Annotated in this window: 21 protein-coding genes; 17 read left to right on the top strand and 4 right to left on the bottom strand. The window is 47.4% G+C overall.

Annotated elements, in window-relative coordinates; all coding sequences use genetic code 11:
- The first annotated feature begins 62 nt into the window (after positions 1–62).
- The 15 genes from ACQY69_RS05035 (at position 63) to ACQY69_RS04965 (ending at position 17,339) form a co-directional block, all read left to right on the top strand.
- A complete protein-coding gene (locus ACQY69_RS05035; RefSeq protein WP_428259149.1) occupies positions 63–425 on the top strand; it encodes an RNA methyltransferase in 363 nt (120 codons plus the stop codon).
- The gene (locus tag ACQY69_RS05030) at positions 426–716 is read left to right on the top strand and encodes a hypothetical protein (RefSeq protein WP_428259147.1); all 291 of its coding nucleotides are present in this window, start codon (positions 426–428) and stop codon (positions 714–716) included.
- Positions 700–1,554 (top strand): KilA-N domain-containing protein, encoded by an 855-nt coding sequence (locus ACQY69_RS05025; protein WP_428259146.1) that lies wholly within the window; start codon positions 700–702, stop codon positions 1,552–1,554. Before ACQY69_RS05030 ends, ACQY69_RS05025 begins: the two co-directional genes overlap by 17 nt.
- Before the next feature lie 27 nt (positions 1,555–1,581).
- Positions 1,582–2,535 carry a DUF4062 domain-containing protein gene (locus ACQY69_RS05020; RefSeq protein ID WP_428259144.1) on the top strand — a complete coding sequence of 318 codons (954 nt, stop codon included), beginning with the start codon at positions 1,582–1,584 and terminating at the stop codon, positions 2,533–2,535.
- Positions 2,536–2,616: 81 nt separating this feature from the next.
- On the top strand, positions 2,617–3,411 hold the full coding sequence (locus ACQY69_RS05015) for an aminoglycoside 3'-phosphotransferase (protein ID WP_428259143.1): 795 nt from the start codon (positions 2,617–2,619) through the stop codon (positions 3,409–3,411).
- 75 nt (positions 3,412–3,486) lie between these two features.
- Entirely contained in the window at positions 3,487–4,596 is a 1,110-nt protein-coding gene (locus ACQY69_RS05010) for an alcohol dehydrogenase (RefSeq protein WP_428259142.1), read from the top strand.
- 272 nt (positions 4,597–4,868) lie between these two features.
- Positions 4,869–5,450: a helix-turn-helix domain-containing protein gene (locus tag ACQY69_RS05005; protein ID WP_428259141.1), complete on the top strand. Its 582-nt coding sequence runs from the start codon at positions 4,869–4,871 to the stop codon at positions 5,448–5,450.
- A 255-nt stretch (positions 5,451–5,705) separates the two neighbouring features.
- Positions 5,706–8,843, top strand: coding sequence for an ATP-binding cassette domain-containing protein (locus ACQY69_RS05000; protein ID WP_428259139.1), 3,138 nt, complete (start codon positions 5,706–5,708; stop codon positions 8,841–8,843).
- A gap of 348 nt (positions 8,844–9,191) precedes the next feature.
- A complete protein-coding gene (gene ileS, locus ACQY69_RS04995; RefSeq protein WP_428259138.1) occupies positions 9,192–12,305 on the top strand; it encodes an isoleucine--tRNA ligase in 3,114 nt (1,037 codons plus the stop codon).
- Between the two features lie 13 nt (positions 12,306–12,318).
- The gene (rlmN, locus tag ACQY69_RS04990) at positions 12,319–13,365 is read left to right on the top strand and encodes a 23S rRNA (adenine(2503)-C(2))-methyltransferase RlmN (RefSeq protein WP_428259137.1); all 1,047 of its coding nucleotides are present in this window, start codon (positions 12,319–12,321) and stop codon (positions 13,363–13,365) included.
- 66 nt (positions 13,366–13,431) lie between these two features.
- Positions 13,432–13,854, top strand: a complete 423-nt coding sequence (locus ACQY69_RS04985) for an ATP-binding protein (RefSeq protein WP_428259136.1) — start codon at positions 13,432–13,434, stop codon at positions 13,852–13,854.
- A gap of 72 nt (positions 13,855–13,926) precedes the next feature.
- Positions 13,927–14,826, top strand: coding sequence for a DMT family transporter (locus ACQY69_RS04980; RefSeq protein WP_428259134.1), 900 nt, complete (start codon positions 13,927–13,929; stop codon positions 14,824–14,826).
- Complete coding sequence (locus ACQY69_RS04975; protein ID WP_428259133.1) at positions 14,798–15,445, top strand: NUDIX hydrolase; 648 nt, start codon at positions 14,798–14,800, stop codon at positions 15,443–15,445. The genes ACQY69_RS04980 and ACQY69_RS04975 overlap by 29 nt, the downstream gene beginning before the upstream one ends.
- A gap of 1 nt (position 15,446) precedes the next feature.
- On the top strand, positions 15,447–16,250 hold the full coding sequence (locus tag ACQY69_RS04970) for a carbon-nitrogen hydrolase family protein (protein ID WP_428259132.1): 804 nt from the start codon (positions 15,447–15,449) through the stop codon (positions 16,248–16,250).
- A 9-nt stretch (positions 16,251–16,259) separates the two neighbouring features.
- Complete coding sequence (locus ACQY69_RS04965) at positions 16,260–17,339, top strand: BMP family lipoprotein (protein ID WP_428259130.1); 1,080 nt, start codon at positions 16,260–16,262, stop codon at positions 17,337–17,339.
- Positions 17,340–17,474: 135 nt separating this feature from the next.
- On the opposite strand, the gene ACQY69_RS04960 is transcribed toward ACQY69_RS04965, so the two are convergent.
- From ACQY69_RS04960 to ACQY69_RS04945, 4 genes are all read right to left on the bottom strand, one after another.
- Complete coding sequence (locus tag ACQY69_RS04960; RefSeq protein ID WP_428259128.1) at positions 17,475–18,953, bottom strand: citrate/2-methylcitrate synthase; 1,479 nt, start codon at positions 18,951–18,953, stop codon at positions 17,475–17,477.
- Positions 18,954–19,044: 91 nt separating this feature from the next.
- On the bottom strand, positions 19,045–19,986 hold the full coding sequence (locus tag ACQY69_RS04955) for a DDE-type integrase/transposase/recombinase (protein WP_428257570.1): 942 nt from the start codon (positions 19,984–19,986) through the stop codon (positions 19,045–19,047).
- Between the two features lie 183 nt (positions 19,987–20,169).
- The gene (locus ACQY69_RS04950; protein ID WP_428259127.1) at positions 20,170–21,630 is read right to left on the bottom strand and encodes a basic amino acid/polyamine antiporter; all 1,461 of its coding nucleotides are present in this window, start codon (positions 21,628–21,630) and stop codon (positions 20,170–20,172) included.
- Positions 21,631–21,689: 59 nt separating this feature from the next.
- On the bottom strand, positions 21,690–22,355 hold the full coding sequence (locus tag ACQY69_RS04945; protein WP_428259126.1) for a Crp/Fnr family transcriptional regulator: 666 nt from the start codon (positions 22,353–22,355) through the stop codon (positions 21,690–21,692).
- A 116-nt stretch (positions 22,356–22,471) separates the two neighbouring features.
- Between ACQY69_RS04945 and ACQY69_RS04940 the strand changes: the two genes are divergently transcribed.
- Entirely contained in the window at positions 22,472–22,957 is a 486-nt protein-coding gene (locus tag ACQY69_RS04940) for a pyridoxamine 5'-phosphate oxidase family protein (RefSeq protein ID WP_428259125.1), read from the top strand.
- A 613-nt stretch (positions 22,958–23,570) separates the two neighbouring features.
- Positions 23,571–26,138 (top strand): VaFE repeat-containing surface-anchored protein, encoded by a 2,568-nt coding sequence (locus tag ACQY69_RS04935; RefSeq protein ID WP_428259123.1) that lies wholly within the window; start codon positions 23,571–23,573, stop codon positions 26,136–26,138.
- Positions 26,139–26,173 lie beyond the last annotated feature (35 nt).

Raw genomic sequence — 26,173 nt, 5'->3', positions numbered from 1 at the left:
TGATGCTTCCATGCAAATATCAAAGTTGAAGAGATTTTTGGAAGAACAGTGAAAAGATTAGTTTGGACAATGAAGAACATGTGGAGACGGTAGTACTTTTGTCCTACAAATCACCAGATAGCGTTATTAACGTAAAGGTAGAATTTGGAGAAGGCGACGATAAGATATCGTTGGATACGATTGCAGAACGGGCGAAGAAGTATCAGCCGAAACCGAAAATCACATATAAGATGATACAGGAATATGTAGAGAAGAAGTATGGATTCAAGGTACATACTGCTTATATTGCGGAGGTGAAAAGGTCTCTGGGACTGTCATATGATGCGCCTAATGCGGCAGAGGAATTGAAACAGCCAAGGAAACATCCGCCGAAAGAAAAGGCAGAAGCGATCATGGAGGCGCTTGAGCATTTTGAGGTAATCTAAATGGATGAAAATATTTACCAGATTGCAGAGCAGATAGTCCAATTACATCAGAAAGCCTATGAGGTTTATTTTCCATTGGTTGAAGATGTGTGCAGCAGAACTGTGTCGGAAGATGAATTGTCACATTTGTTAGATTATTTACTGGACTTTGCGTGTGATGAAAAAATCCTGGGATTGTACAAAAGGGTATGTAGAAAGTATTTGGATGTATATCCCGGTTGTATTAGGGATTATATTGAAGCATATCGGGAAATGTGGGGAGAGGAGGATACTTATGGCGAAAATTGTTAAGGAGACTATCCATGCAAAAGGTATTGACATAGGAATCTATACTACAAATTTCGAAAATGAATTTATTTCATTAACGGATATTGCAAAATATCGAAATGAGGACGACCCGCGATTTGTGATTCAAAACTGGATGCGAAATAGAAATACGATTGAGTTTTTAGGCGTATGGGAAGAATTGCATAATCCAGATTTTAACCGTGTGCAATTCGAGACGGTTAAAAATGAGGCTGGATTAAATCGTTTTGTTATGACACCGAAAAAGTGGATTACGCAGATGAATGCTATCGGTATTGTTTCAAAAGCAGGACGCTATGGAGGAACATATGCTCATAGCGATATTGCCATGTCTTTTGCAACATGGATTTCTCCAGAGTTCCAGTTATATATCATGAAAGACTACAGGAGATTAAAGACTGATGAGAATAGTCGGCTATCTCTGAATTGGAATTTGAACAGAGAGATTTCTAAGTTGAATTACAGGATACATACTGATGCGATTAACGATAATTTGATACCGCCAGAATTAACACCCGCACAGGTAGCGCATACCTATGCAAATGAAGCAGATATGCTGAATGTTGTTTTGTTTGGAAAGACGGCTAAGCAATGGAAAGATGAAAATCCGACTGTTAAAGGGAATATGCGGGATGTAGCAACTCTGAATCAATTACTGGTACTTGCGAATTTAGAAAGCTATAATGCCGTTTTAATTAATCAGGGTAAAAATCAGAAGGAACGGATGGAATTGTTGCGGCAGTTAGCAGTACAGCAGTTACAAACGTTGGAGAAGGTGAGTTTAAATAATTTGCCGAAATTGGAAAATGAAACAATAGACTAATAATACAAGTGGAAAAGGGAGATGTACATGGAAAGAAAATATCAAGTCTTCATAAGTTCTACATATGAAGACTTGAAAACGGAGAGACAAGCAGCAATAAGTTGCTTACTTGATATGAATTGTATTCCAGTAGGAATGGAACAATTTCCGGCAAGTTCATTGAGCCAATGGGAATACATTAAGAAGATGATTGATATGAGCGATTATTATCTTTTGATTGTTGCAGGAAAATATGGTTCTATTGATCCTGAGGAGAATATAAGTTATACGGAAAAAGAGTATAGATATGCTATCCATAAAAAAATGCCTATATTAGCATTTTTGCATAAAAATATTGATTCGCTTCCTGCGATTAAAGTGGGAGCAACAGATGAAGAAAGAGAAAGAGTAAAAAATTTTCATAATACTGTTAAAGAGGCAGGAAGATTAGTGAATTTCTATTCTAACGAAGACGAATTAAAATATAAAATTGCTATGGCAATGCCTAAAATTATAAATGATGCCCCTATGCCGGGCTGGGTAAGAGCTGATCAAGCAGAAAAAGCAATTGCGACAGCAGGAGATACCGATGGAATTCGAGATTTACAAAGACAATTAGAGAAGATACAAAATACAATTTTGGAGAAGGTTGAGCAGACACAAATGAAATGGGAACCTATTTCTAAAGAAGAAGTAGATGCAATGTTTAGTTCAGAAAAGAAAGAATTGAAGATACCAATTTTATCAGATGAAGCAAAATGTCTTTTAACAGAAGCGGCAAAAGACGCTGTCGGTCAAATTCTGGTAATAAACTCACTTGAAGGAGTAGATATACAAACTAATAATAAGATAATGAATACTGATAAAATAGGAAAATCTGCGACTATATGGAAAAAAGCAGTAAGCGAACTTCAGAATAATCAATTGATAATGGCCGTAGGAAATAAAAATGAAATATTTCAACTTACTAGATTGGGCTATGAAGTATCAGAAAAAATTTAGAGAGCTAGGTAGAGGTTTGTGGGAATCTGGTAATACCGTCGAGACGGTTGTACTGCTTTCCCACAAACAGGAGAATGGTGGATGAAAAAAACATTGTTGTATCAGATCCCAAACGATGTGCCGCAGGAGATCTTGCGTTTTTTGTCAGGGGCAAGCATTTACGATAGCTCTTGTTCGCCCGAAGCAAGAGTGTATTTCATTGACAAGGGGAATGGATACTATTTAAAATGTTCGGACAGCGGTGAGCTCGAAAAAGAAGCTGAAATGGCAGAGTATTTTTACTCAAAGGGACTTGGCGCAGAGATATTGAGCTATATCTCAAATGACCGCGATTGGCTTTTAACAGCCGCTGTTATAGGGGAGGACTGCGTACACGAAGAGTATCTTAAGGATCCCAGACGTTTATGTGATACTATTGCGTGTGAATTGAGGAAATTGCACGAAACAGATTATGCCGGCTGTCCGATAATGGACAGGACAACAGAATATCTTGCTGCTGCTGAGAAGAATTACCGTACCGGAGATTATGATAAGTCCCATTTCTCTGATAGCTCTGGCAGCTTTGGATATCGTTCAGCCGAGGAGGCTTATGCTGTTTTGAATGCGGAGAAAGATTCCTTGCAAAGCAAAGTTTTGCTTCACGGTGACTATTGTCTGCCTAATATTGTCCTCAACGACTGGAAATTCTCAGGGTTTATCGATGTTGGCAACGGCGGTGTTGGCGATAGACATATTGATTTATTCTGGGGGACCTGGACACTTTGGTTCAACTTGAAAACGAATAAATATTACGAACGTTTTCTTGATGCATATGGAAGAGATAAGGTGGATGAGTCGGTCCTTAAAGTCATTGCCGCGGCAGAGGTGTTTGGCTGAGTACAGCAAAAGTGTCAATGGGTGTATTTTAAACGAAGGGAAAGCGGATCGATTTCAGGAAAGAGGAGAGAATATATGAAAGCTGTCGTATACAAAGGTGTTGGAGATATTGTTCTCGAAGATCGCCCGATACCGAAGATCGTCGATGAGAGAGACGCGATAGTGAAAGTGACGCTGACTACGATTTGTTCCAGCGATATCCATATAAAGCGCGGGGCGGTGCCTAAGGCCGTTCCCGGAACGATTCTGGGGCACGAGTTTGTCGGGCAGGTCGTTGCGGTCGGAAAGGCAGTGAAGAAGGTGAGGCCAGGTGATCGGGTATCAGTGAATGTGGAGACATTCTGCGGAGAATGCTTTTTCTGTAAGAGAGGTTTTGTGAACAACTGCACCGATGAAGCGGGCGGATGGGCCCTCGGCTGCCGGATAGACGGCGGGCAGGCTGAATATACGCGGGTTCCGTACGCTGACAATGGACTTACTGTGATCCCGGATAATGTTACAGATGAACAGGCACTCTTCAACGGCGACATACTCTCCACAGGTTACTGGGCGGCAAAGCTTGGGGAGATAGATCCAGCGGATACGGTCGCGGTGATAGGCGCAGGACCTACAGGTCTTTGCACCATGATGTGCGCGCGACTTTATACTCCGGCTGCGGTTATCGCCATCGATACGGATGAGTACAGATTGGAGATCGCAAGGAAGCGAGGTCTTGCGGATGTCGCGCTTGTGCCGGGAAGAGACGATATAGAAGGGTGCATCAGGGAAATGACAGGCGGTCGCGGAGCTGATGCGGTCTTTGAAGCAGCAGGTGGGAGCGATACGTTCAGCATGGCGTGGAAGATAGCGAGACCGAATGCAGTAGTCACGGTGGTCGCGATGTATGAGGAGGGACAGATACTGCCGTTGCCTGATATGTACGGAAAGAACCTCATTTTCAAGACGGGAGGCGTAGATGGCAGTTATTGCCGGGAAATCATGGAACTGACTGCGTGCGGGAAACTAGACGCGAGCTTTCTCATCACTCATCGCTGTACACTTGATGATATCATGGAAGCATATGACATTTTTGAAAACAAGAAGGAACATGTGATGAAGTACGCTGTGGATCCATGTGAGATGTCTATTACCGATTTTGAAGTGACGTCTGGTATACCATCAGTGAATGTGGGTAAACACGAGTGATCCGGGAGATGATCGATCAAATGCACCCTGGGATATAAAAAACACAGGGTGTATCATTGTATGACGACGCGATAAGGCAGGGCTTGGAGTGGAAATTTCAGGTCCTCTTTTCTTCTTTTCTTTTTGTTGCCGGGTGCCAATGTGCCGGGCGTCAGCGCCGGGCGGGAAGCTGCTTTTTCATCTCCTTTCACTGTTGACCTCTACTTAGCGTAGGTTGAAAAACAGCGATCGGCCGATATAATAGGCTTATAAAATGAAAAGGAGAACAGATCATGAGCTACGTGACAGGAAATACGATAAAAACATTGAGGGAAAAGCATGGGATCACACAAAAAGCGCTTGCGGAAAAGATCAATGTGAGTGATAAAACGATTTCAAAATGGGAAACCAATAAAGGCCTTCCGGATATCGGGATCGTGGAAGAATTGGCGAAAGCGCTAGGGGTTTCTTTAACGGAGCTTCTGACAGGCGATTTGAAAACGAATGAGAATACCGCCGGGAATATGAAAAAGACACAGTTTTATGTATGTCCTATTTGTGGGAATATCATAACAGCAGTGGGGGAAGGGGATTTTTCGTGCTGCGGGATCAGGCTTCCCGTACAGGAAGCGGAAGTACCTGAAAAGGAGCATGCTGTATCCGTAGAAAACATCGATAATGAGTATTTCGTTACAATGGAGCATCCTATGAGCAAAGAACATTATGTGTCATTTATTTCCTATGTCACATTGGATTCAGTAGAGATAGTAAAGCTGTATCCGGAGCAGGATATATCTGTCTACTTCAGAAAAAAGGGACATGGGACTCTGTATGTTTACTGTAACAGGCATGGGTTGTACAAAAAGCATATATGATAATCGCTTTTCCGGCTTTATCCCATTGGACGTTCAAAAATACCCGGCTAGAAAACAGGAGCATCGAACCTGTGGGATCGTGATCGCAAGGATGCTGCCGGGAAATCGATAAAAATCGATAAAGACGAAAAGCCGAAAATAATGGTAAAACTTTCGCAAGGGGTGTTTTCTTACCACATAAGTCTGCTATAATAGTCAAATTAAGGTAGAATGAGTGAAAAGGGTTTTCAGATTAAAGAGGGAGAGAGAATACCTATGCTTCAGATAAAGAATATATGCAAGGAGTATAAAACCGGCAGTCTGGTGCAGAAGGCGCTGGATGATGTGAGTCTCAATCTGAGAGAGAGCGAATTCGTCGCCATACTGGGGCCCAGTGGCTCCGGAAAGACTACGCTTCTGAATATCATCGGCGGACTGGATCGTTACGACAGCGGTGATCTGATCATCAACGGCATATCTACCAGGGAATATAAGGACAGGGATTGGGATTCCTACAGGAACCACACTATCGGTTTCGTTTTCCAGAGTTACAACTTGATACCTCATCAGACGGTACTTTCCAATGTGGAGCTGGCTCTGACCATTTCGGGCGTTTCCAGAGAGGAACGGCGGACCAGAGCCATCGAGGCGCTGGAACAGGTGGGGCTGGGAGACCAGCTTCACAAGAAGCCAAATCAGATGTCGGGAGGACAGATGCAGCGTGTGGCCATAGCCAGAGCACTGGTCAACGACCCTGATATCCTGCTGGCCGACGAACCTACGGGAGCGCTGGACAGTGAGACCAGCGTTCAGGTGATGGATCTGCTTAAAGAAGTGGCAAAGGACAGGCTTGTGGTGATGGTTACTCACAACCCGGAGCTGGCGGAGCGATATGCTACGCGTATCGTCAAACTGAAGGATGGACGGATACTTTCGGATTCCGATGCTTTTGAAATAGATGAAAGCGGTCAGGAGGAGCCTGTTCACAGGAACATGGGGAAGGCGTCCATGTCCTTTCTTACAGCTCTCTCCCTAAGCTTCAACAATCTAAGGACGAAAAAAGCCAGGACGATACTGACTTCTTTCGCCGGTTCCATCGGCATTATCGGTATCGCCCTGATACTGTCACTTTCCAACGGAGTGAACGATTATATCAAATCTCTCGAAGAAGAGACTCTATCTGAGTACCCGCTGCAGATACAGAACACCACCATGGATCTGACCGCTATGATGGCTAATTCCGCAGCCAGCGGAGAAGAAGAGGCCGCCGGGGATGTGAAAGTCTCTCAGGCGTTGAGCGATATGTTTTCCGGAACACAGACCAACGACCTGGGATCCCTCAAGTCATATCTTGATGACGGCAAGAGCGGTATCATGAAGTACGCCAATGCGGTGGAGTATTCTTACAGCGTAGTGCCGCAGATATACAGGATGGATGGAGAAAGTGTGAGACAAGTCAATCCTGACAGCTCTTTTTCGGCTTTAGGACTCGGCTCCGGCTCCAGTGCGTTTATGTCATCCTTTATGAGTACGGATGTTTTCCATCAGATGCCGGAAGATAAAGATCTTTATGAAGGACAATATGATCTGAAGGCGGGAAGCTGGCCGCAGCGTTACAACGAATGCGTCCTCGTCCTTGGCTCTGACGGGAGTGTCAGCGATTTCCTCCTGTACACTATGGGTCTCAGGGATTCTGCGGAGCTGGACGAAATGGTACGCGAATTCGCAGCGGGTAATGAGGTAGACGTTCCCGACAATATTGGTGCCTACGATTATGAGGAGTTTGTCGGAATCAGTTTCAAGCTGGTGGATGCAGCTGATCGTTATACTTATGACAGCGCTTATGGCATATGGACCGACAGATCGAGCGACGAGACTTACATGAGGGAACTGGTTGAAAACGGCGAGGATATCACTATAGTGGGAGTGGTGCAGCCTTCTGAGGATGCGTCGGCTGCTATGCTGAGCCCTGGTATCGTCTATCCGGCGTCTTTGACGGAGCATGTGATGGAACAGGCGGCGGACAGCGATATCGTGCGTCAGCAGATGGAAACGCCGGAGACCAATGTGCTGACGGGCAACTCCTTTGGAGAGGACAACAGCGAAAACAGAATGGGGATGGATTCCCTGTTTACGATAGATGAGAATGCGCTGCAGAATGCCTTTTCCTTTGATTCCGGAGTGCTGGAAAAGTATATGGCGGAATCTCTGGCCGGCAGCGATGGCTCCGTAGACATGTCTGACATGATAGGGCCGGACGATATCCAGCTGGAAATGCCTGATTTCCCGGAGCCTGACATGGAGGAGATAATGGGGCAGATGGATGTTACGGTATCGGAAGAGGGTGCGGATAAGCTGGCTCAGGATCTGATGGACGGCTACGAAACGTATCTCGCCAGTCATCCCGGCGTGACATTCAGCCAGTACATGGATACGCCTGAGGCTCAGGCCATATTCGAGGCAGGGATGTCTCAGGTGCTGGATATGGATCAGCTGCAGTCTGAATTGAGCAAGGCTATGGAAAATTACATGCGGGAAAATATGGCTTCCTATCAGGAAGCTGTGGCTCAGGCTCTGCAAGCGCAGATAGCCGCTGTGCTGCAGCAGGCGGCCTCTCAGATGGGGAGTCAGATGGAATCTTCCATGCAGCAGTCCATGAGTCAACTGGGAACTGCCATACAGAGCGCTCTGACCATTGATCCGGATGCCTTTGCCAGTGCTTTCAGCATGAACATGAGTGAAGATGAGTTATCAGCGCTGTTCACATCGCTCATGTCGGGAGAGGAAGCGTCATATAGCAATAATCTGAACAGCTTTGGCTATGCTGATCCTGATGTGCCGAGCCAGATATCCATATATCCTAAGGATTTCGAGAGCAAGGAGTCCATCATCGCCATACTGGACGATTACAACAGCCGAATGGAGAAGGCCGGCGATGAGGACAAGGTCATCACCTATACTGATGTGGTGGGAGCGCTGATGTCGTCAGTCACCGATATCGTGGATACTATCAGTTATGTGCTGGTGGCATTCGTGGCTATCTCACTGGTCGTATCGTCGATAATGATAGGCGTCATCACCTATATCAGCGTGCTGGAGCGAAGAAAAGAAATAGGTATTCTCCGGGCTATCGGAGCGTCCAAGAACAATATTTCTCAGGTGTTCAACGCCGAAACCGTCATCATAGGACTGTGCGCCGGACTCATCGGTATAGGACTGAGCCTGCTGATACTGATCCCCGGGAATATGGTCATCCATGCTATTGCCGGGACGACAGATGTCAACGCGGTGCTTCCTGTATTTGACGGGACTGTACTGGTGGCACTCAGCGTTATCCTCACTCTTATCGGAGGTCTCATCCCGTCGAGGAAGGCCGCCAAGAGCGACCCGGTGGCAGCTCTGCGTTCAGAGTAGGGCAGTGCAGCCGGCTGCGGAAGTCTGAAGAACTCTATGAAAGCTCAGTCATGAAAACTTGGCGCTGCCTTGTCGAGAAAAGCCCTTGACTTTACAGTGTCTACAGGCTACAATGACAGAGTATGAAAAATCAATATCGCGGCTGTGATGAAGACAGTAGCCCCGCGTAATATCCTTACAGAGAGGCGGCCATATGCTGAGAGGGCGCCGGTGAGGCGGACGGTGAAAATCACTTCGGAGCCGGACACTTTAAGAGAGATGGGATGATGGTCCCATAACTAGGGTGGTACCGCGGTTAATTATCGTCCCTAACTTTGTTAGGGACTTTTTAATGGAGGAATATACGAGATGATCAAGAATCTGTCGGAAAAACCAATCGCCCAGCTCCAGATGGAGCAAGCCGAAGGTTGGGAAAAAGAAGGCTTGCTGGAAAAGTGTGTCAGCACCAGGGAAGGAAACCCGTCGTTCATATTCTACGAGGGACCGCCTACGGCTAACGGAAGACCGGGAATACATCATGTGATAGCCAGGACCCTGAAGGATTCGGTATGTCGTTACAAGACCATGAAGGGCTTTGCTGTAAAGCGTAAGGCCGGATGGGACACTCACGGACTTCCTGTGGAGATCGAGGTGGAAAAGCAGCTGAACATGAGCGGCAAGCAGGACATCGAGAAATACGGGATCAGGGAATTCAACGAGAAGTGCAAGGAATCGGTATTCACATATGAAAGTATGTGGAGAGAGATGACAAAAAGAATGGGGTATCTCATCGATCTGGATCATCCGTACATCACTCTGGATAACGACTATATAGAGACAGGCTGGTGGATAATCAAGGAGTTCTTCAAGGCAGGTCTGGTATATGAGGGGCACAAGATACTCCCATATTGTCCTAGATGCGGGACAGGACTGGCTTCCCACGAAGTAGCTCAGGGATATAAAGAGGTAAAGGTAAATACCATAACGGCAAAGTTCAAGAGGAAGGATGCCGATGAATATTTCCTGGCATGGACTACTACGCCGTGGACACTGGCTTCCAATGTTTCGCTGACAGTAGGCCCTGACATCGATTATGTGAAGGTGAAGATGACGGCGGGCGATGAAGAAGGAAAGGTCTTCTACGTGGCAAAGGTGCTGGCCGACAAGGTCCTGGGAGCTGACAATTATGAAGTGCTGGAGGAGATGAAAGGCAAGGCGTTGGAGTACGTCGAATACGAACAGCTGATGCCGTTCATCGAGCCTGATAAAAAGGCATTTTTCGTTACATGCGCCGACTATGTGACAATAGAAGATGGTACCGGTATCGTTCATACAGCTCCGGCCTTCGGTGAAGACGATTACAATACGGGAAGAAGATACGATCTGCCGGTAGTGAATCCGGTAGATGAACAGGGAAAATATACAGACACTCCGTGGAAGGGCAGATTTGTCATGGAAGACGGCCTCGACATTGAGATAATAAAGTGGCTGGCAGAGGAAGACAAGATCTTCGCAAAGGAGAAGATCGTCCACAACTATCCTCACTGCTGGAGATGCGGGACGCCGCTGGTCTACTATGCCAAGCCGAGCTGGTATATTGAGATGACGAAGCTCAAGGATCAGCTGGTAGCCAACAACAACACAGTCAACTGGTTCCCTGATTTCGTAGGAGAAAAAAGATTCGGTAACTGGCTGGAAAACGTCAATGACTGGGCTATCTCCAGAAACAGGTATTGGGGAACGCCTATTCCTATCTGGAGATGTGAATGCGGACATCTGGAGTGCATAGGTAGCAGGAAGGAACTGGTCGAGAAGGCACAGGAGGATATCACGGAAGATATCGAACTCCACAGACCATATGTGGATGATGTACATCTGACCTGTCCTGTCTGCGGCAAGCCGATGACCAGGATACCGGAAGTTATGGACTGCTGGTTCGACAGTGGCGCCATGCCGTTCGCGCAGCAGCACTATCCGTTCGAAAACAGCGAGAACTTCGACGAGGAGCTGTTCCCGGCTGACTTCATCTGTGAAGGTATCGATCAGACGAGAGGCTGGTTCTACTCGCTGATGGCCATTTCCACCTTTATAAAGGGCAAGGCGCCGTATAAGAACGTACTGGTAAACGATCTGATATTGGACAAGAATGGCAAGAAGATGAGCAAGTCCAAGGGAAACACTGTGGATCCGTTCCAGCTCTTTGACAAGTATGGAGCCGACGCTACCAGGTGGTATCTGCTTCACGTATCGCCTGCCTGGTCACCGACCAAGTTCGATGAAGATGGGCTGGTGGAGATAGTCAGCAAGTTTTTCGGAACGCTGAAGAACGTGTATAATTTCTTCGCGTTGTATTCCAATCAGGACAAGTTGGATCCGGCATCCCTGGAAATAGCTTATGATCAGAGACCTGAACTGGACAGATGGATAATATCGAAGTATAACAGCCTGATAAAAGAAGTGACGGAGGACATGGACAGGTATGACCACATGAAATCCGTGAGGAAGATACAGGAATTCGTAGGTGAGGACCTTTCCAACTGGTATATCAGAAGAGCCAGGAGGAGATTCTGGGGAGAGGAGCTGGACGACGATAAGAAAGCAGTGTATGCCACTACCTATGAGGTACTGGTAGGGGTCGCCAAGATGATAGCGCCTTTCGCGCCATTCATTTCCGACGAGATGTACCAGAATCTGACCGGTGAGGAATCGGTGCATCTGGCCTACTTCCCGGAGGCCGACGAGTCGCTGATAGACAAGAAGGTCGAGGAGAGGATGGATCTGGTGAGGACCCTGGTAGGCCTGGGCAGAGGAACGAGAGAGAAGGAGAGGATCAAGGTAAGGCAGCCTCTCTCAGAGATCCTGGTGGATGGCAAGTATCAGTCTGTCATCGAAGACCTGACGCCTCTCATCATGGAAGAACTCAACGTGAAGAAGGTAGTGTTCGAAAACAAGCTGGACGAGTACATGGATTATTCCCTGAAGCCTAACTTCAAGGTGGCAGGGCCTGTACTGGGAAAGAACATCAAGGCCTTCGGAGGTGCGTTAGCCAAGGCTGATGCCGCTGCCACGGTAGCAAAACTGGAAGCCGACGGTAAGATAGAGATGGAGCTGGGCGGCGAGAACGTGGAGATATCAAAGGACATGGTGGACGTGAAGATCTCCGCCAAGGAAGGATTCGCGGTGGCCATGGAGAACAATGTCTTCACCATACTGGACACTACTATCACCCCTGAACTGGAAAGAGAAGGGCTGGCCAGAGAGATAGTCTCAAAGGTGCAGCAGCTGAGAAAGCAGAACGATTATGAGATGATGGACAACATCAGGATATCGGTGGATGCTGATGATGAAGTGAAGGCTGCCATAGAGGAATACAGAGACTACATCATGAAGGAGACACTGGCGGTATCCATAGAGCAGGGGACGGATCTGGAAACGTCCAACATAAACGGACATGAGACCGGCCTTGCAGTGGAGAGAGTATAGAGGAGAAGGGCAGATGGAAAAGGTACACCTGCTTGGCTTTACGGAAGATGAGATGAAGAGATTTGCCCGGGAAATGGGCGAAGCCGCATTTCGCGGCAAGCAGATATTCAGGTGGATATGGCGGGGAGCCAGAGATTTCAGTCAGATGACCGATCTGCCCGCCGGATTGAGGGAAAAACTGGACGAGACAGCCTGTATAGGCTGTCTCGATGTTTTAGATGTGCAGGAGGATGAGAAGGACGGGACCAGGAAATTCCTCTTTGGCCTGGAGGACGGCAACACGGTGGAAGGAGTTTTCATGAAGTACAGGTATGGAAATTCCATGTGCGTGTCGTCTCAGGTAGGCTGTAAGATGGGATGTAAGTTCTGCGCGTCAGCGCTGGGCGGGTTCGTGAGGGATCTCACGGCGGGAGAGATAGCGGATCAGATACTTTCTGCAGAGAGATATACCGGAGAGAAGGTGAACCATGTGGTGGTCATGGGCATGGGAGAGCCGTTGGATAATTACGATAATCTGTCTCAATTTCTGAGATTGCTCCATGAGCAGGGCGGAAAGAACATGAGCTACAGGAACATGACTGTTTCTACCAGTGGCATAGTACCTGCCATAGCCATGTTTGCCGACGATTTCCCCCAGGTGAATCTGGCTGTATCTCTCCATCGTCTTACCGACAGCGGAAGGAACAGCATAATGCCCGTCAACAGGAAATATCCTGTGGATGAACTGCTTTTGGCGGCGGACAGGTATACGGAAAAGACTGGTAGGCGGGTCACTTTCGAATACGCGCTGATAGATGGGGAGAACGATAGAGAAGAGGACGTGGAGCTGATGATCAGAAAGCTTCGAGGCAAGCTCTGTCATGTGAATCTCATACCCCTTAATGAAGTGAAGGAAACAGGGCTCACGGGCAGCAGCAGGAGGCGGGCGGAGGAGATAGCGGCAGCTCTGAACAGCGCCGGGATACCTGCTACGGTACGTCGGGAACTGGGCTCGAAAATAGACGGGGCCTGTGGTCAGCTGCGGCGAAAGGCACAAGAAAAACAGTTGCCCAAAATATGAGCATAGTGTATAATTGTATTTATTAAAAAGGCGCTTATATCAATATATTGAGGAGGTAGTAATATTATGGTGAAATTACTCATAGGTCACAAAGGCAGCGGAAAGACAAGCCAGATGGTGGAGCTGGCCAATGAAAGCGTTAAAACAAGCAATGGAAGCATAATATTTATAAATAAAAACCACAGGCTGATGTATGAACTCTCGTATAACATAAGAGTCATATGCATGGAAGATTACGAGAACATAACAAATATCGACGAGTATATAGGTTTTATCTACGGAATAATAAGCTCCGACCATGATATTGAAACCATCTTCATAGACAGTATATTGAAACACGCGGACGTTTCGCTGGGAGATCTGCCGGAGTTCATAGACAGGCTGAAAGCCATATCGGAGATCTACGAGCTGGACTTCGTCGTGAGTGTAAGCGCTGAGAAGGAAGAAATGATAGGCGTCAACTTCGATGGATGTGAGATCCTCAACTGACGGCAGACGAAACGAAAAAAATATCAAAGACGGTGTATACACCGTCTTTTTTAAGGACGTGAATCGATTTTTATGAAAAAAGCATACATCTATGTAGTACTGACAGCGATACTTTTCGGAACGATGGAGGTGGCCTGCAAAGTGGCGGGAAATCACCTGGATCCGTTCCAGTTGACTTTTCTCAGATTTGCTATAGGTGGTCTGATACTTTTACCTTTTGCCATCGTGGAGCTGAGAAAGAATCATGTTAAACTTACAGTCAAAGATCTGGCCATGCTAGCAGGGGTAGGGATATTAGGAGTCCCTATAAGTATGGTGTTTTTTCAGCTGGGGATAATGTACTCCAATGCGGCGACAGCTTCCGTGCTCATCAGCATAAATCCGCTCTTTACCATGATATTCGCTCATTTCTTTGCCAATGAGAAGCTTAACAGATACAAGGCGATCGTGCTGGCCATCGGCTTCGTGGGACTGATATTCATGATAAAACCATGGAACATGCAGGAGGGAAACACGGTCATAGGCATGGTATACATGATGTTGGCGGCCATATTTTTTGGCGCCTACACTGTGGCAGGCAAGGTCAGCGTTCAAAAAATGGGAATAATGGCTCAGACAAGCATCAGCTTCATACTGGGTTCACTTATATTGCTTATAATAATACTGATAACAGGTAAACCTGTAATTGAAGGGGTAAGTGAGAATATCTTACTGGTGCTGTATGCAGGCATTTTTGTGACGGGGATAGGATATTTTTGCTATTTCATGGCCATAAAGGCGTCGGACGCGTCGACTGGCTCACTGGCATTTTTCATAAAGCCGGCCATAGCGCCTGTGATGGCAGTGATATTCCTCAAGGAGACGATACTTTGGAATATGTACGCGGGGATAGCCTGCATCCTTATCGCGTCGTATATGAACATAAGATTTCAGAGGAAGGAAAATGAGCTTAAGGAAAAACTTGACGGCTGACGATATCCGGCATATCTTTGACGGGAAGAAAGCGGGAAATGAAGAGTTTTTCAAATTCTTTTCAGTCCTTGTCCCAGTGGTGGAGAAAGAGGGGAAGCTGTATCTTCTCTATGAGAGACGGGCAAGGGATATGAAACGGCAGCCGGGGGAGATATGCTTTCCCGGGGGAGAGCTGGAACAGGATGAGACAACGAAGGAATGCGCGTTGCGGGAGACCTGGGAGGAAATCGGCATACCGCAGGAGAGCATAAGAGTGGTTAGCCAGTTGGACACCATATATACTTACAGCAATTTTGCCATGTACTGTTATCTGGGGATCGTGGACGCGAAGGCGCTGGATCATATGGTGCTGAATCCCGGGGAGGTGGAAGAGGCATTCCTGGTGGAGCTGGACTGGCTGCTGACGCATGAACCGGAGATATATTGGACCGACGTGATACCGGAGCCTCCGGAAGGATTTCCGTACGAAAAGGTCACGGGAGGGATGCCATACAGCTGGAGGAAGGGAAAGGCACCTGTTCCCGTATACGAGGAATATGACGGGAATGTCATATGGGGACTGACAGCCAGGATAACGAAGCGGTTTACAGATGTCATAAAAGGTGTGCAGGAGGACTGATATGTTTAAGATAGGGTTGTGCCAGATGAAGGGCTCCTTCGACAAGAGAAAGAGCATGGAGATCGCCGGACGATTCGTGAGGGAAGCTGCCGGTAAGGGCGCTGATGTGATATCCTTGCCGGAAATGTGGAATTGCCCATACTCCAACGATTACTTCAGAGAGTACGCGGAGCCGGATGATGGAGAGACAGTCAGCTTCCTGTCAGAGCTGGCGGCAGAGCTGGGGATCTATCTGGTTGGAGGATCCATACCGGAACTGGACAAAGGGAATGTTTACAATACGTCCTTTTCTTTCGACAGGAAGGGAAATCTGATAGGAAAACACAGGAAGGTCCATCTCTTCGATATCGATGTGGAGGGTGGCATCCGATTCATGGAATCGGACACTCTGACAGCGGGAGAGGATATGACGGTGATAGACACTGAGTATTGCAAGATAGGAGTGGCTATATGCTATGATGTGAGGTTTCCGGAGTGGTTCCGGAAGATGGCGTTGGCGGGAGCACAGCTCATAATATTGCCGGCGGCTTTCAACATGACTACAGGCCCTGCTCACTGGGATATAACCATGAGAGCAAGGGCGCTGGACAACCAGGTCTATTTCGCTGCCAATTCACCTGCCAGGGATGAGAAAGGGCCGTATCAGGCCTATGGCGGTTCTTGTGTAGTAGACCCATGGGGCCAGTTCATTGCCCACGCAGACGAGAAAGAATGCGTCGTATGTGGCGATATAGATCTGGAGCGTGTCGAGGCTGTGAGACGACAGCTGCCGCTGCTGGCACACAGAAGAGAAGAACTGTATTAGGAGGAGATCATGAAAAAGATTATCGCGTTACTGATGTCGCTGCTTATGGTAGGCGTCATGGCAGGCTGCGGCTCACCTGAGGCCGAACAGCCGGAGGAGAAGATAGATTATGAGATAGCCCTGGTGACGGATTCGGGTATGATAATGGATGGCGGTTACAGTCAGGTGGCGTGGACCACTATAAGCGACTTTGGTTCACGGGAAGGGATCTCCCACAAATACTATAAGGCGGCTGAAGCTTCGGAGACAGCATATATGGAAGCCATAAGCAATGCTGTCGATAAAGGCGCCAAGGTCATCATTGCCGACGGGTATTCTTTTGAGGACGTAGTGTACAACGCGCAAAAGGAATATCCCGATGTCAATTTCATATTGATAGACGCAGAACCTGTGGACGGGGAATCCGGGGAGACCAGGACCGGTGATAATACCGCTGTAGTGAGCTTCGCGTCAGAACAGGCAGGATATTTGGCAGGATACAGCGCGGTGAAGGATGGGAACAGGCAGTTAGGATTTATGGGTGATTCCAAGACCCCATCTCAGATGGATTATTGCTACGGTTTCATGCAGGGAGCTGATGATGCCGCTGCGGAGGACGGCGTTAGTGTAAATGTTAGATATCACTACGGCACCGACGATGAGGACAGGACCGCGTTGGTGGATATGGCCGCCGGCTGGTATGAGAGCGGAGTCCAGGTGGTATTCGCCTGCGGCAGCGAAGTGGAACAGCCTGTTATAGAAGCGGCGGAGCTAAGCGACGGCAGGAAGGTGATTGCCGCGGAGACAGATAAATCTCAGATGTCGGATACTGTTATGACGTCAGCTGTAAAGGATATATCCGGTGTTTTGGAGAATCTTTTGGAAAGATACAACGATGATGAATTCCCGGGTGGTACCGTGGAATATTACGATGCGGAAAACGAGGGGATATGGCTGGAGATGGAAAACGCCAGGTTCGCCAGGTTCACGGATGAACAGTACGAGACGGTCCTCGGCAGACTTGTCGATGGAAGTGTGACTGTCAGCAAATATGACAGTGGAGATATAGCGTCGCTGGGACTTACCAGGGTAACGGTCTCTGAGCAGTAGCAGCAGAAAAGATGGAAAAGACAAAAGAAAATAAAGTATGAAAATAAGGAGCTGTCAGAGCGGGACTGCGATCTGCCTTTTCAGGCAGGCATCCCAAGAATGACAGCTCCTTTTTATTGTTTCGATTTATTGTTTCTATTTTCCGGAACGACTGTTTTTTGAGGACAGCGACGAGGTCCTGTCTTTTATGGCCACGTATTCACGCGGTGCCTGAGCGGATTTGTAAGCAGGCCGCATCAGTTTTCCTCCGGCTACCAGCTCTTCGATCCTGTGGGCACACCAGCCTGACAGTCTGGCAGTGGCGAAAAGCGGTGTCGCTATGGTGGTAGGGATATCCAGAGTGTCGTATACGAATCCGGAATAAAGATCCACATTAGCAGGCATAGGCTTCTCCACTCCGTTGACTTCAGCGTAAAGCTGCGGCGTACGCCGCTCTATGTAGTCACACAGCAGGAAGTCATCGATACGGTTTTTGCTTTCGGCCAGTTTTTTGGACATGGATTTCAGCAGTTTAGCTCTCGGATCCGAAAGCGTGTATATAGCGTGCCCCATTCCATAGATAAGACCTTTTTTATCGTAAGCTTCCTTTTTGAGCATCTTTACCAGGTAATCGTCCAGCTTACCTCTGTTGTTGAAATCAGGTACGTGGGCCTTTATATCGGCAATCATGTTTATTACCGCGATATTGGCCCCGCCGTGTCTCGGCCCTTTAAGGGAACCGATGGCTGCCGATATGGCCGAATAGGTGTCCGTTCCCGTAGATGAGACCAGGTGAGTAGTAAAGGACGAGTTGTTTCCTCCCCCGTGCTCTGCGTGGAGTATCATGGACAGATCCAGAAGCTTGGCTTCGATATCCATGAAATCACCCATAGGACGTATCATCCTGAGGATATTTTCCGATGTGGAAAGTTCCGGGATAGGGTTATGCAGATGAAGGCTCATGTTGTCGTAGAATGATGCCTTGGCCTGATAAGCGTAGGCTATGAGAGCCGGGAAATGTCCTATGAGGTCGATGGACTGGCGGAGTACGTTGGAAATGGACGTATCGTCAGGGTTATCGTCATAACAGTAGAGAGCGAGTACACTTCTTGCCAGCTTATTCATGATGTTGTTGGATGGAGCCGTCAGGATCATGTCGCGGGCGAAGCCATTGGGAAGCTCCCTCTTGGCGCCCAACATCTTCTTGAAGGATTCCAGCTCCGACTTGCTGGGCAGTGTTCCGAAGATCAGCAAGAAAGTGATTTCTTCGAAACCAAATCTGTCTTCGGCGATGCAGTTCTTTACGATGTCTTCGATATCGTAGCCACGGTAATACAGCTTGCCCTCAATAGGGATCTTATTGCCGGAGGCGTCTACGTCGTAACCTCGGACGTCACCGATCTTAGTGAGTCCTACTACGACTCCGGTACCGTTAGAGTTTCTCAATCCACGTTTGACGTTGTTCTTTATATAAAGATCGGGTTCTATATAATCGCTCTTTTCAACAGTTTTGGCGCTTTCCTCGAGGAATTCATGTATGAGGGAGGATTTGACCGTGTTTTTGATCTCCTCCTTGACTACATTTTTTACGGCCTTTTTTATGTCGCGTTTTTTGTTCTTTTTTCTGTTAAACATCAAAGACCTCCTTTTAATTATAGAATCACAGATAATAGTATACCATACAGGAGGTGTAAAGTAAAACAGATTAATTTATCCGCAAAGAATCTTAGTTGTCAAGACATTTGTTACACTTTGAGAAATACTCCGCTACTACCTGATCAGGGCTTTTGAAGTTCAATACCGTCTTCGCTGTGCTGTTATATTTCTTCTCGTGTCTCGCTACTTTCTTCTTAAGCTCTTTCTCACTTGTGAATACTTCTCTGCCATACAGGATCTTCCCGTCTTCTCTGTGACTTCTCTCTACCTTCCCATTCTGCCATGGCGAATACGGTCTCGTCCTCTTAAGCTCCATATTCAGCTTTTTTACCGCTTTTTCAAACGCACTGTCCTTTTCCGTCTTATCATCGTCATTTACGAATTCCGGCCCGTTGTCTACCTGGATAGTCTCTATCTTGAATCCCATTCTCTTTCTCAGGCTCTTTATGAATTCCTTTGTCTCGTATGTGCTCTTCTCTTTTACTATCTTCAGCACTCGCTTCCGGCTGTATTCATCTATCGCCGTTATCTGATAATACTTATCTCCGTAACACGGGAACCTTATACATTCCTGAGGTACATATTTGATATCTACCTGCACCTTCTCTCCCGGGTATGTCCCCTGCATGTTCTCATATTTCGTATAGCTTTTCTTCTTTCTCTCTACTTTTCTGTATCCCCTGTTTCTTATCTGTCTGCACATGCTTTCAAAACTTCGGCTATATCCTCTGCTTTGACATCTTACATATACTTCTGCAAGACCATATCGTCCGTTTCTTCTAAGCATGTTCTTTATCAGCTTCAGTTCTTCTTCCGTATGCGCGTTCGGGCTGCGCTGAGGCCTCCTGGACCTCAGCGCAAGGCTCTGAACGCTTCCATCGTACTTTTCCAGTTGTCTATATACAAACTGCCTGTAGGTATGATATCTCCTTGCAGCCTTTGTTACGCCATGTTTTAAAGCATATTCACATAAACGCTGGCGAAATCTCATTTCTTCGGTTATACTTTTCATGAGAGATACTCCTTACTGATACTTGTTTTTTTGGTTGAAAACTATTGTATCAAAGTATCTCTCTTTTTTTATTTATTTCTGTAACATATGTCTTAGCACATTACAAACAGATTAATTTATCCGCAAAGAAGCGTCGATATTTACCGCAAATTAATACATGACAAGTGTACGTGCGGAAAAATATCAGAATGGGTCTATGACACCTGTCACGAGCAGTATGACGGACAGCACGGCCAGGCATACGAGGAAGATGGCGATATTCCTCTCATAAGGCCGGAATGTATACAGACCCTTTTCCTTGCGTCCTTTGATATAGACGAAGATCCCCGGAGCGTAGAGGATGCTGGTGATCAGGAATTGGATAAGGCCGGCCGATACGATCATCCATATGCCATAAAGGCTCCCGGAGATGGCGAAAATACGCGCTGCCGTGAGCTGATACCCGTCGGTAAACCATGTCGCGTCTTTTCCGCAGCATAACTTCACGTAGTACAATGCGCTGAGAAGATATGGGAGCATTATCATCGACGAGCCTATGGTGTAAAAGGCCAGATATGATGATTCGTTGAGCAGTACGATAAGGAGGAAGAATTGTATAAGCAGGTTAGTCATGATGAGGGCTGCGGCAGGAGAACCATTCCTGTTGCTCCTGGCGAAGGCCTTGGTGAAGACACCTTGCCTGGCTGCTTCATAAGGGCATTCGGCTGCTATTATGGTCCATCCAAGCAGAGCGCCGGCGATGGATACGATGACGCCGATGTTGACAAGTGTGGCTCCCCAGGGGCCTACGGCTATCTCCAATATCTGAGCCATCTGAGGATGCTCCAGCTGTGCCAGCTCTTCCGTTGTCAGTACGCCCATGCTGAGGATGGCGACGATGACGTAGAGGGCGAGAAGTCCCAGAAATCCGGTGATGGAAGCCTTCCCCACGTCGCTGGAATCTCTGGCTCGGGCCGAGAGGACGACGGCGCCTTCTACTCCGATGAACGCCCACACTGTGGAAGAGGTAGTGACCATTATCTGAGAAGTCAGAGGCATAGTGCCGTCTCCCCAGAAATTGTCCATGAAGATGTCGATGCTGAATTTTGAAGCAAGAGGGATGGCTGCTATAAATACGAAGATAGGGACCAGCTTGCATACCGTCGCGATGATGGTGATAAAGGTGGCCTGGCCTACTCCTTTCAGGACAAGGAACACCAGCAGCCATACCAGCAGTGATCCGCATAAGATGGAAACGGTATTGTTCCCGTGCTGAAACACGGGAAAGAAGTATCCCAGGGCTCCGAATAACAGCGTTATATATGATACATTGGAGATCAACGCACTCATCCAGTATCCCCATGCCGAGTTGAAGCCTACGAATTCACCGAATCCTTCTTTTGCGTAGCTGTATATACCGTTGGTCAGTTCAGGCTTTACCCTGTTGAGTCCGAAGAAAGACATCATCAGAGTGTACATGCCTATGCCGCATATTCCCCAGCCTATGAGGACACTGCCTGTATGGGCTCCGTTGGCGGCCATATCTCCAGCTATAGTGAAGATACCGGCTCCGATAGTGGAGCCGATTATCATTGCTGTCAGTCCGGCAAAGCCCAGGGATGCGGAATTTGTTTTTCCATTTGCTTCATTTTGATTTCTTAACATAAGAAAACTCCTTAATATCTGTCTATAATAAGGAGTATTTCCCAAAAGAGAGAAAAAATTTATCTCAGAAGAGTAAAAGTGTTTTTCTCATATGATATGAGGCCATCCTTTTCCATGTTGGTCAGTTCCCGGGTGAGGGCGCTTCTGTCAGCATTGAGATAATTGGCCAGTTCGCTGCGTCCCATAGGGATGGTGAACCGGGATTTCCCGTGGTTTTGCTGAGACTGGAGCGACAGATAGGAGAGGAGCTTCTTTCTGAGTGTCTTCTGCGATACTATTTCCAGTTTTTCCATAAGCTGTTTGTTTTTGTCCGCGATGAGGGACACCATGTTTTCTATGATACGGTGGTGAAAGACACATGACATGTTGCAGGTGTGCATGATCCTGTGAAAAGGTATCGACAGAACTCTGGTGTTCCTGGCTGAGTAGAATGAAACGGAAGAGACAGGGTCGTTCGAGCCGGCAAAGGTTTCGCCAAAGAGCTGGTTATCACCGAAAACAGATAAGATCGTCTCGTTTCCCCATACATCGTGCTTTATCATGTGTACGGTCCCGGAGAGGACTACGTGTATCCACTTGATCTCCTCCGATTCCAGAGAAATGAATTCCCCTTTGGAGAAAGTCTTCTCCTGACAGCCGAGGCATGTCATCATGCCTCCCAGATCCTTCTCTTTTATGCCCTGGAACAAATCGAGTTTTTTGACCCTTTCCACATCGTAACTCATCTTACCACCTCTGAGAAATTATACAATGATTTCAGCTGTGTTGCAATAGCAACATAAATGCAGATACCATGGTGGTACAGTAAAAATATAATGCGAATCGAAGAGGAGGTACCATTATGAACAGAGAAATGTATAAGAAGGAGCGACAGATGAGTTCCGAAGCTACGGCGGCGATATTTTCGAAAGGCAACCACGGAACGCTGGCCGTAAACGGCGATGACGGATATCCATATGCAGTGCCGGTCAACTATGTATATGATGGAGGAAAGATATACATACATTCCGCCAAGTATGGATACAAGATAGACGCGGTGAAGCGGGACGACAAGGTGTGTTTTTCAGCCATATTGAATTCAAAGGTGCAGCAGGACAAATTCACGGCGGCCTTCCAGAGCGTTATCGCTTTCGGCAAGATATCTTTCGTGGAGGACGAAGCAGAGAAAAAAAGGATACTGGAACAGTTCATATACAAGATGTCACCGGAATTTGTCGAGGGCGGAATGAAGTTCGTCAACGCAGCCATCGGCAAGACGGCTCTCCTGTGCATAGACGTAGAGGAGATTAAAGGAAAGGAAAACATGGCTGCGACTTTTGACATTTAATAGCCGTGCTGGGCTTTTACATGTGGAAATGACTCGCTGTTGCCGGATTCTTTCCTGTCTTATGAAATCCGGCAGCCCTGACACGGTTTCTTGCCGCATTTTCGATTTATTTTAATTATTCGGCAAGCTCGACGCGGCCTTTTGCCGCGTTTTCTCCAGTGAAATATGATCCGGCACACCGTTTGCCGGATTTTTTGTTGTGGGTGATTATCCGGCAAGCAGTGCGGTGATCTCTGGGAAATCGGATCTGTATATGCAGGAAAATGAGATTTTTCCTGTTTTGACTGCCAGATTTTCTATTTATGGTGAAAATCCGGCGCGAGGTTGCGTTTGAGCTGCCGAAGATCGCTTTTCTTTGGATTATCCGGCAGAGGTGCGTGTAAAGTACAGGTGAGCCGGTCTTCAGTCGCTGTCGAAGGCAGCCACGGGACAACAACAGGGCGATGATAACAGCCCGTGAAACGAGGAAGACAGCCTTGGGAAGTGGGAGTGGCGACTAATTTTTGTCGAAATTTGTCGAATAAAAAGACTTTTACCTGGGAGGTGGTTATAGTATAATTTTGTTAGAAAAAAATGTAAATAAAGTAAAATTATTCAAGAAAGGGGAACGGAAATGCAGAGAATAAAAAGGGGAAGGGCATTGATCGCGCTCATGCTGCTGATGATTCTGGCGGTGACAGGGACATCGACTCCTGTCGACGTCACAGCGGCACAGCATACTGTGACGCATTATGGCCTGGCAGGAGATGGGAATAATGTAGCAGGGATATACAGGATCGGAGGTAAGCCGGCTTTCTGTTGTGACCACCTGAAGGATTCACTGCCTACAGGAACAAAAGTGACCATGTCGATAGGGCGTGATGCTGATGTTGCCAAAGTACTTTATTATGGGTATGGAGGTCCCGAAGAGTGGAGCGGATTTCCTGATGATGATGAGGCTGTACTGGCCACATCTCTAGCTTTGGATCATTATTTCAATGGTGGGACGTGGGACAGCAGTCCTGTGTATACGTCATTTATGAAATTTTTATCTTCTAAAGGCTCTGAAGATTCGGGGACATCGTACATACTCTACACCTCCGACAAGTCGTCTTATCAGAGGCTGGCATCGGTAAATCCGCCTGTAAAGGTGAACGTAACGGTAACGAAGGAAAGTGCAGATAGAACTTTCACGGAAAATAACAGCTGTTATTCATTGCAGGGCGCTCAATATGGAGTGTACAGCGGGAGCAAGCTTCTCATGACCATCGTTACAGGAGCTGACGGCAAAGCTTCAGGGACTGTTACAGTGAGTCCCGAGGAGGCCGGGAAACTTACGGTGAAGGAAATCAAGCCATCAAAGGGTTACGCTAAGGACGACGAAGTCTATTCGGTCGACGGTTCATCGGGCAGCGTATCGGTGATATCCCAGGAGCCACCTGCGGCCAATCCGGTGGAAATGCTGCTGTACAAGTATGACGGCGAGACAGAAGGAAAAGATGATAAGTATTTCCCTCAGAAAGGGGCCTCTCTGGAGGGCGCGGTTTTCAAAGTGGATTTCTATGATATGGACAAGTCACAGATGCCGGCCGATGGAGATTACAGCGGGAAGCGGCCGTTGAGAACATGGTATTTTGTTTCTGACCCACAGGGTAAGATAAAGTGGGATGAGGCGTATTTCGCTGAAGGATATGAGCAATCGGCTCTTTACTCAGATCCCAATGGAGGCGGGGGAACGGCTTTGCCTCTGGGCGTGGTCACTGTCAGGGAGATAAAAGCTCCGGAAGGGTACCTGCTCAATGAGATGGTCTACGCCTGTGCCATAACTCAGGATGGTGAAAAGGCAGTATGTGATGCATATCAGATACAACGTGTACCCGATGAGATAAAGCGGGGAGACCTGGAGCTAGTGAAGATAGCTGACGGCTCTGCCCGGAGAATGGCGGGGATACCGTTTATGATAACATCTATGCAGGAAAATGGTAAGGATGTGAATGATGGGGAAAGCCATATCATAGTGACTGATGAAAACGGGTACTTTTCTACGGCTGCTTCCTTCAACAGCCATTCCGGCGACACCAATGCCAATGATGCGGCGTGGGATGGGAAGAGGATAGATGAATCGAAGCTGGATGCCACGGCCGGGATATGGTTTGGAGAAAAGGATGATGCCGGCAACGACAGAGGTGCTCTCCCTTACGGGAAATACAGGATAGACGAGTTGGCATGCAGCCATAACGAAGGGTATAAGCTGTTAAAAGGGATAGAGATATATGTTACGAGAGATGGTCATGTGATAGAGCTGGGAACGCTGACCAATGATGAGATAAACCTGGAAACTGAGCTGTGGGACAGTGCGATGGATCAGAAAGGGAGTACGCTGGCGCGGAAAGACATAACGCTGACCGACAGAGTAACATATAGCGGTCTGGAGATAGGCGCAGAATATACCCTCAAAGGAGTGCTGATGGATAAGGAGTCAAAGAAGCCTCTTGTGATAGACGGCAATCAGATACGCGGCGAAAAGGTATTTACGGCGGCAGGCACCGATGGAAACGTTGATGTGGAGTTCACCTTTGACGCTTCACAGCTTCGGGGAAAGGAAATAGTCGCTTTCGAAACTCTGGTGAAAGATGGGGCAGTCATTGCGAAACATGAGGATATAGATGATGAAGCTCAAACTATCGGGTTTCTGAATCCGATAGTGGAAACCACCGCCGCCAACGGCGACGGGAGCGGAAAAACTCTGGCTGCCGGTAAGGGTGCGACGGTGACGGACGAAGTAAATTACAGCGGACTTCTGAGCGGACAGACTTATGACGTGACAGGTGTGTTGATGGACAAGGGGACAGGGAAGCCTCTTATAGTTGACGGAAAAGAAGTGACCGCAGCTGAGACGTTTGCAGCGGACGAAGGAAGCGGCAATGTCCGGATGACTTTTTCATTTGATGCTACAGGATTGGAGGGGCGACAGTTGGTGGTATTTGAAACCATCAAGTGGAATGGAAAAGTCGTCGCGGAGCACAAGGATATAAATGATAAAAATCAGACGGTTTATGTAAATGAACCGGGTGTGTTGATCCCCGGGACGGGCGATGCGGCACGGATGCTGTTGCCGGCGCTTCTGCTGATGACTGCGGCCTGTGCGGCGGCCGTGGCAATCTTCCTGAGGACTGATAGTAATATGGAAGGAAAACGATGAATATAAAAAGAATAAAAAAGGCGTTTCAGGATATT

Origin of the sequence: Gallibacter sp. Marseille-QA0791 (assembly GCF_965119705.1) — a bacterium.
Lineage (GTDB): Bacteria > Bacillota > Clostridia > Peptostreptococcales > Anaerovoracaceae > Lentihominibacter > Lentihominibacter excrementipullorum.
The sequence above is the reverse complement of the archived record's forward strand: the minus strand, read 5'-3'. Positions and strand labels throughout refer to the sequence as shown.

Excerpts from the sequence above, each read along its gene's own strand:
- ACQY69_RS05030 (WP_428259147.1), top strand. The coding sequence starts at position 426 with ATGGATGAAAATATTTACCAGATTGCAGAGCAGATAGTCCAATTACAT.
- ACQY69_RS05025 (WP_428259146.1), top strand. The coding sequence starts at position 700 with ATGGCGAAAATTGTTAAGGAGACTATCCATGCAAAAGGTATTGACATA.
- ACQY69_RS05020 (WP_428259144.1), top strand. The coding sequence starts at position 1,582 with ATGGAAAGAAAATATCAAGTCTTCATAAGTTCTACATATGAAGACTTG.
- ACQY69_RS05015 (WP_428259143.1), top strand. The coding sequence starts at position 2,617 with ATGAAAAAAACATTGTTGTATCAGATCCCAAACGATGTGCCGCAGGAG.
- ACQY69_RS05010 (WP_428259142.1), top strand. The coding sequence starts at position 3,487 with ATGAAAGCTGTCGTATACAAAGGTGTTGGAGATATTGTTCTCGAAGAT.
- ACQY69_RS05005 (WP_428259141.1), top strand. The coding sequence starts at position 4,869 with ATGAGCTACGTGACAGGAAATACGATAAAAACATTGAGGGAAAAGCAT.
- ACQY69_RS05000 (WP_428259139.1), top strand. The coding sequence starts at position 5,706 with ATGCTTCAGATAAAGAATATATGCAAGGAGTATAAAACCGGCAGTCTG.
- ileS (WP_428259138.1), top strand. The coding sequence starts at position 9,192 with ATGATCAAGAATCTGTCGGAAAAACCAATCGCCCAGCTCCAGATGGAG.
- rlmN (WP_428259137.1), top strand. The coding sequence starts at position 12,319 with ATGGAAAAGGTACACCTGCTTGGCTTTACGGAAGATGAGATGAAGAGA.
- ACQY69_RS04985 (WP_428259136.1), top strand. The coding sequence starts at position 13,432 with ATGGTGAAATTACTCATAGGTCACAAAGGCAGCGGAAAGACAAGCCAG.
- ACQY69_RS04980 (WP_428259134.1), top strand. The coding sequence starts at position 13,927 with ATGAAAAAAGCATACATCTATGTAGTACTGACAGCGATACTTTTCGGA.
- ACQY69_RS04975 (WP_428259133.1), top strand. The coding sequence starts at position 14,798 with ATGAGCTTAAGGAAAAACTTGACGGCTGACGATATCCGGCATATCTTT.
- ACQY69_RS04970 (WP_428259132.1), top strand. The coding sequence starts at position 15,447 with ATGTTTAAGATAGGGTTGTGCCAGATGAAGGGCTCCTTCGACAAGAGA.
- ACQY69_RS04965 (WP_428259130.1), top strand. The coding sequence starts at position 16,260 with ATGAAAAAGATTATCGCGTTACTGATGTCGCTGCTTATGGTAGGCGTC.
- ACQY69_RS04960 (WP_428259128.1), bottom strand. The coding sequence starts at position 18,953 with ATGTTTAACAGAAAAAAGAACAAAAAACGCGACATAAAAAAGGCCGTA.
- ACQY69_RS04955 (WP_428257570.1), bottom strand. The coding sequence starts at position 19,986 with ATGAAAAGTATAACCGAAGAAATGAGATTTCGCCAGCGTTTATGTGAA.
- ACQY69_RS04950 (WP_428259127.1), bottom strand. The coding sequence starts at position 21,630 with ATGTTAAGAAATCAAAATGAAGCAAATGGAAAAACAAATTCCGCATCC.
- ACQY69_RS04945 (WP_428259126.1), bottom strand. The coding sequence starts at position 22,355 with ATGAGTTACGATGTGGAAAGGGTCAAAAAACTCGATTTGTTCCAGGGC.
- ACQY69_RS04940 (WP_428259125.1), top strand. The coding sequence starts at position 22,472 with ATGAACAGAGAAATGTATAAGAAGGAGCGACAGATGAGTTCCGAAGCT.
- ACQY69_RS04935 (WP_428259123.1), top strand. The coding sequence starts at position 23,571 with ATGCAGAGAATAAAAAGGGGAAGGGCATTGATCGCGCTCATGCTGCTG.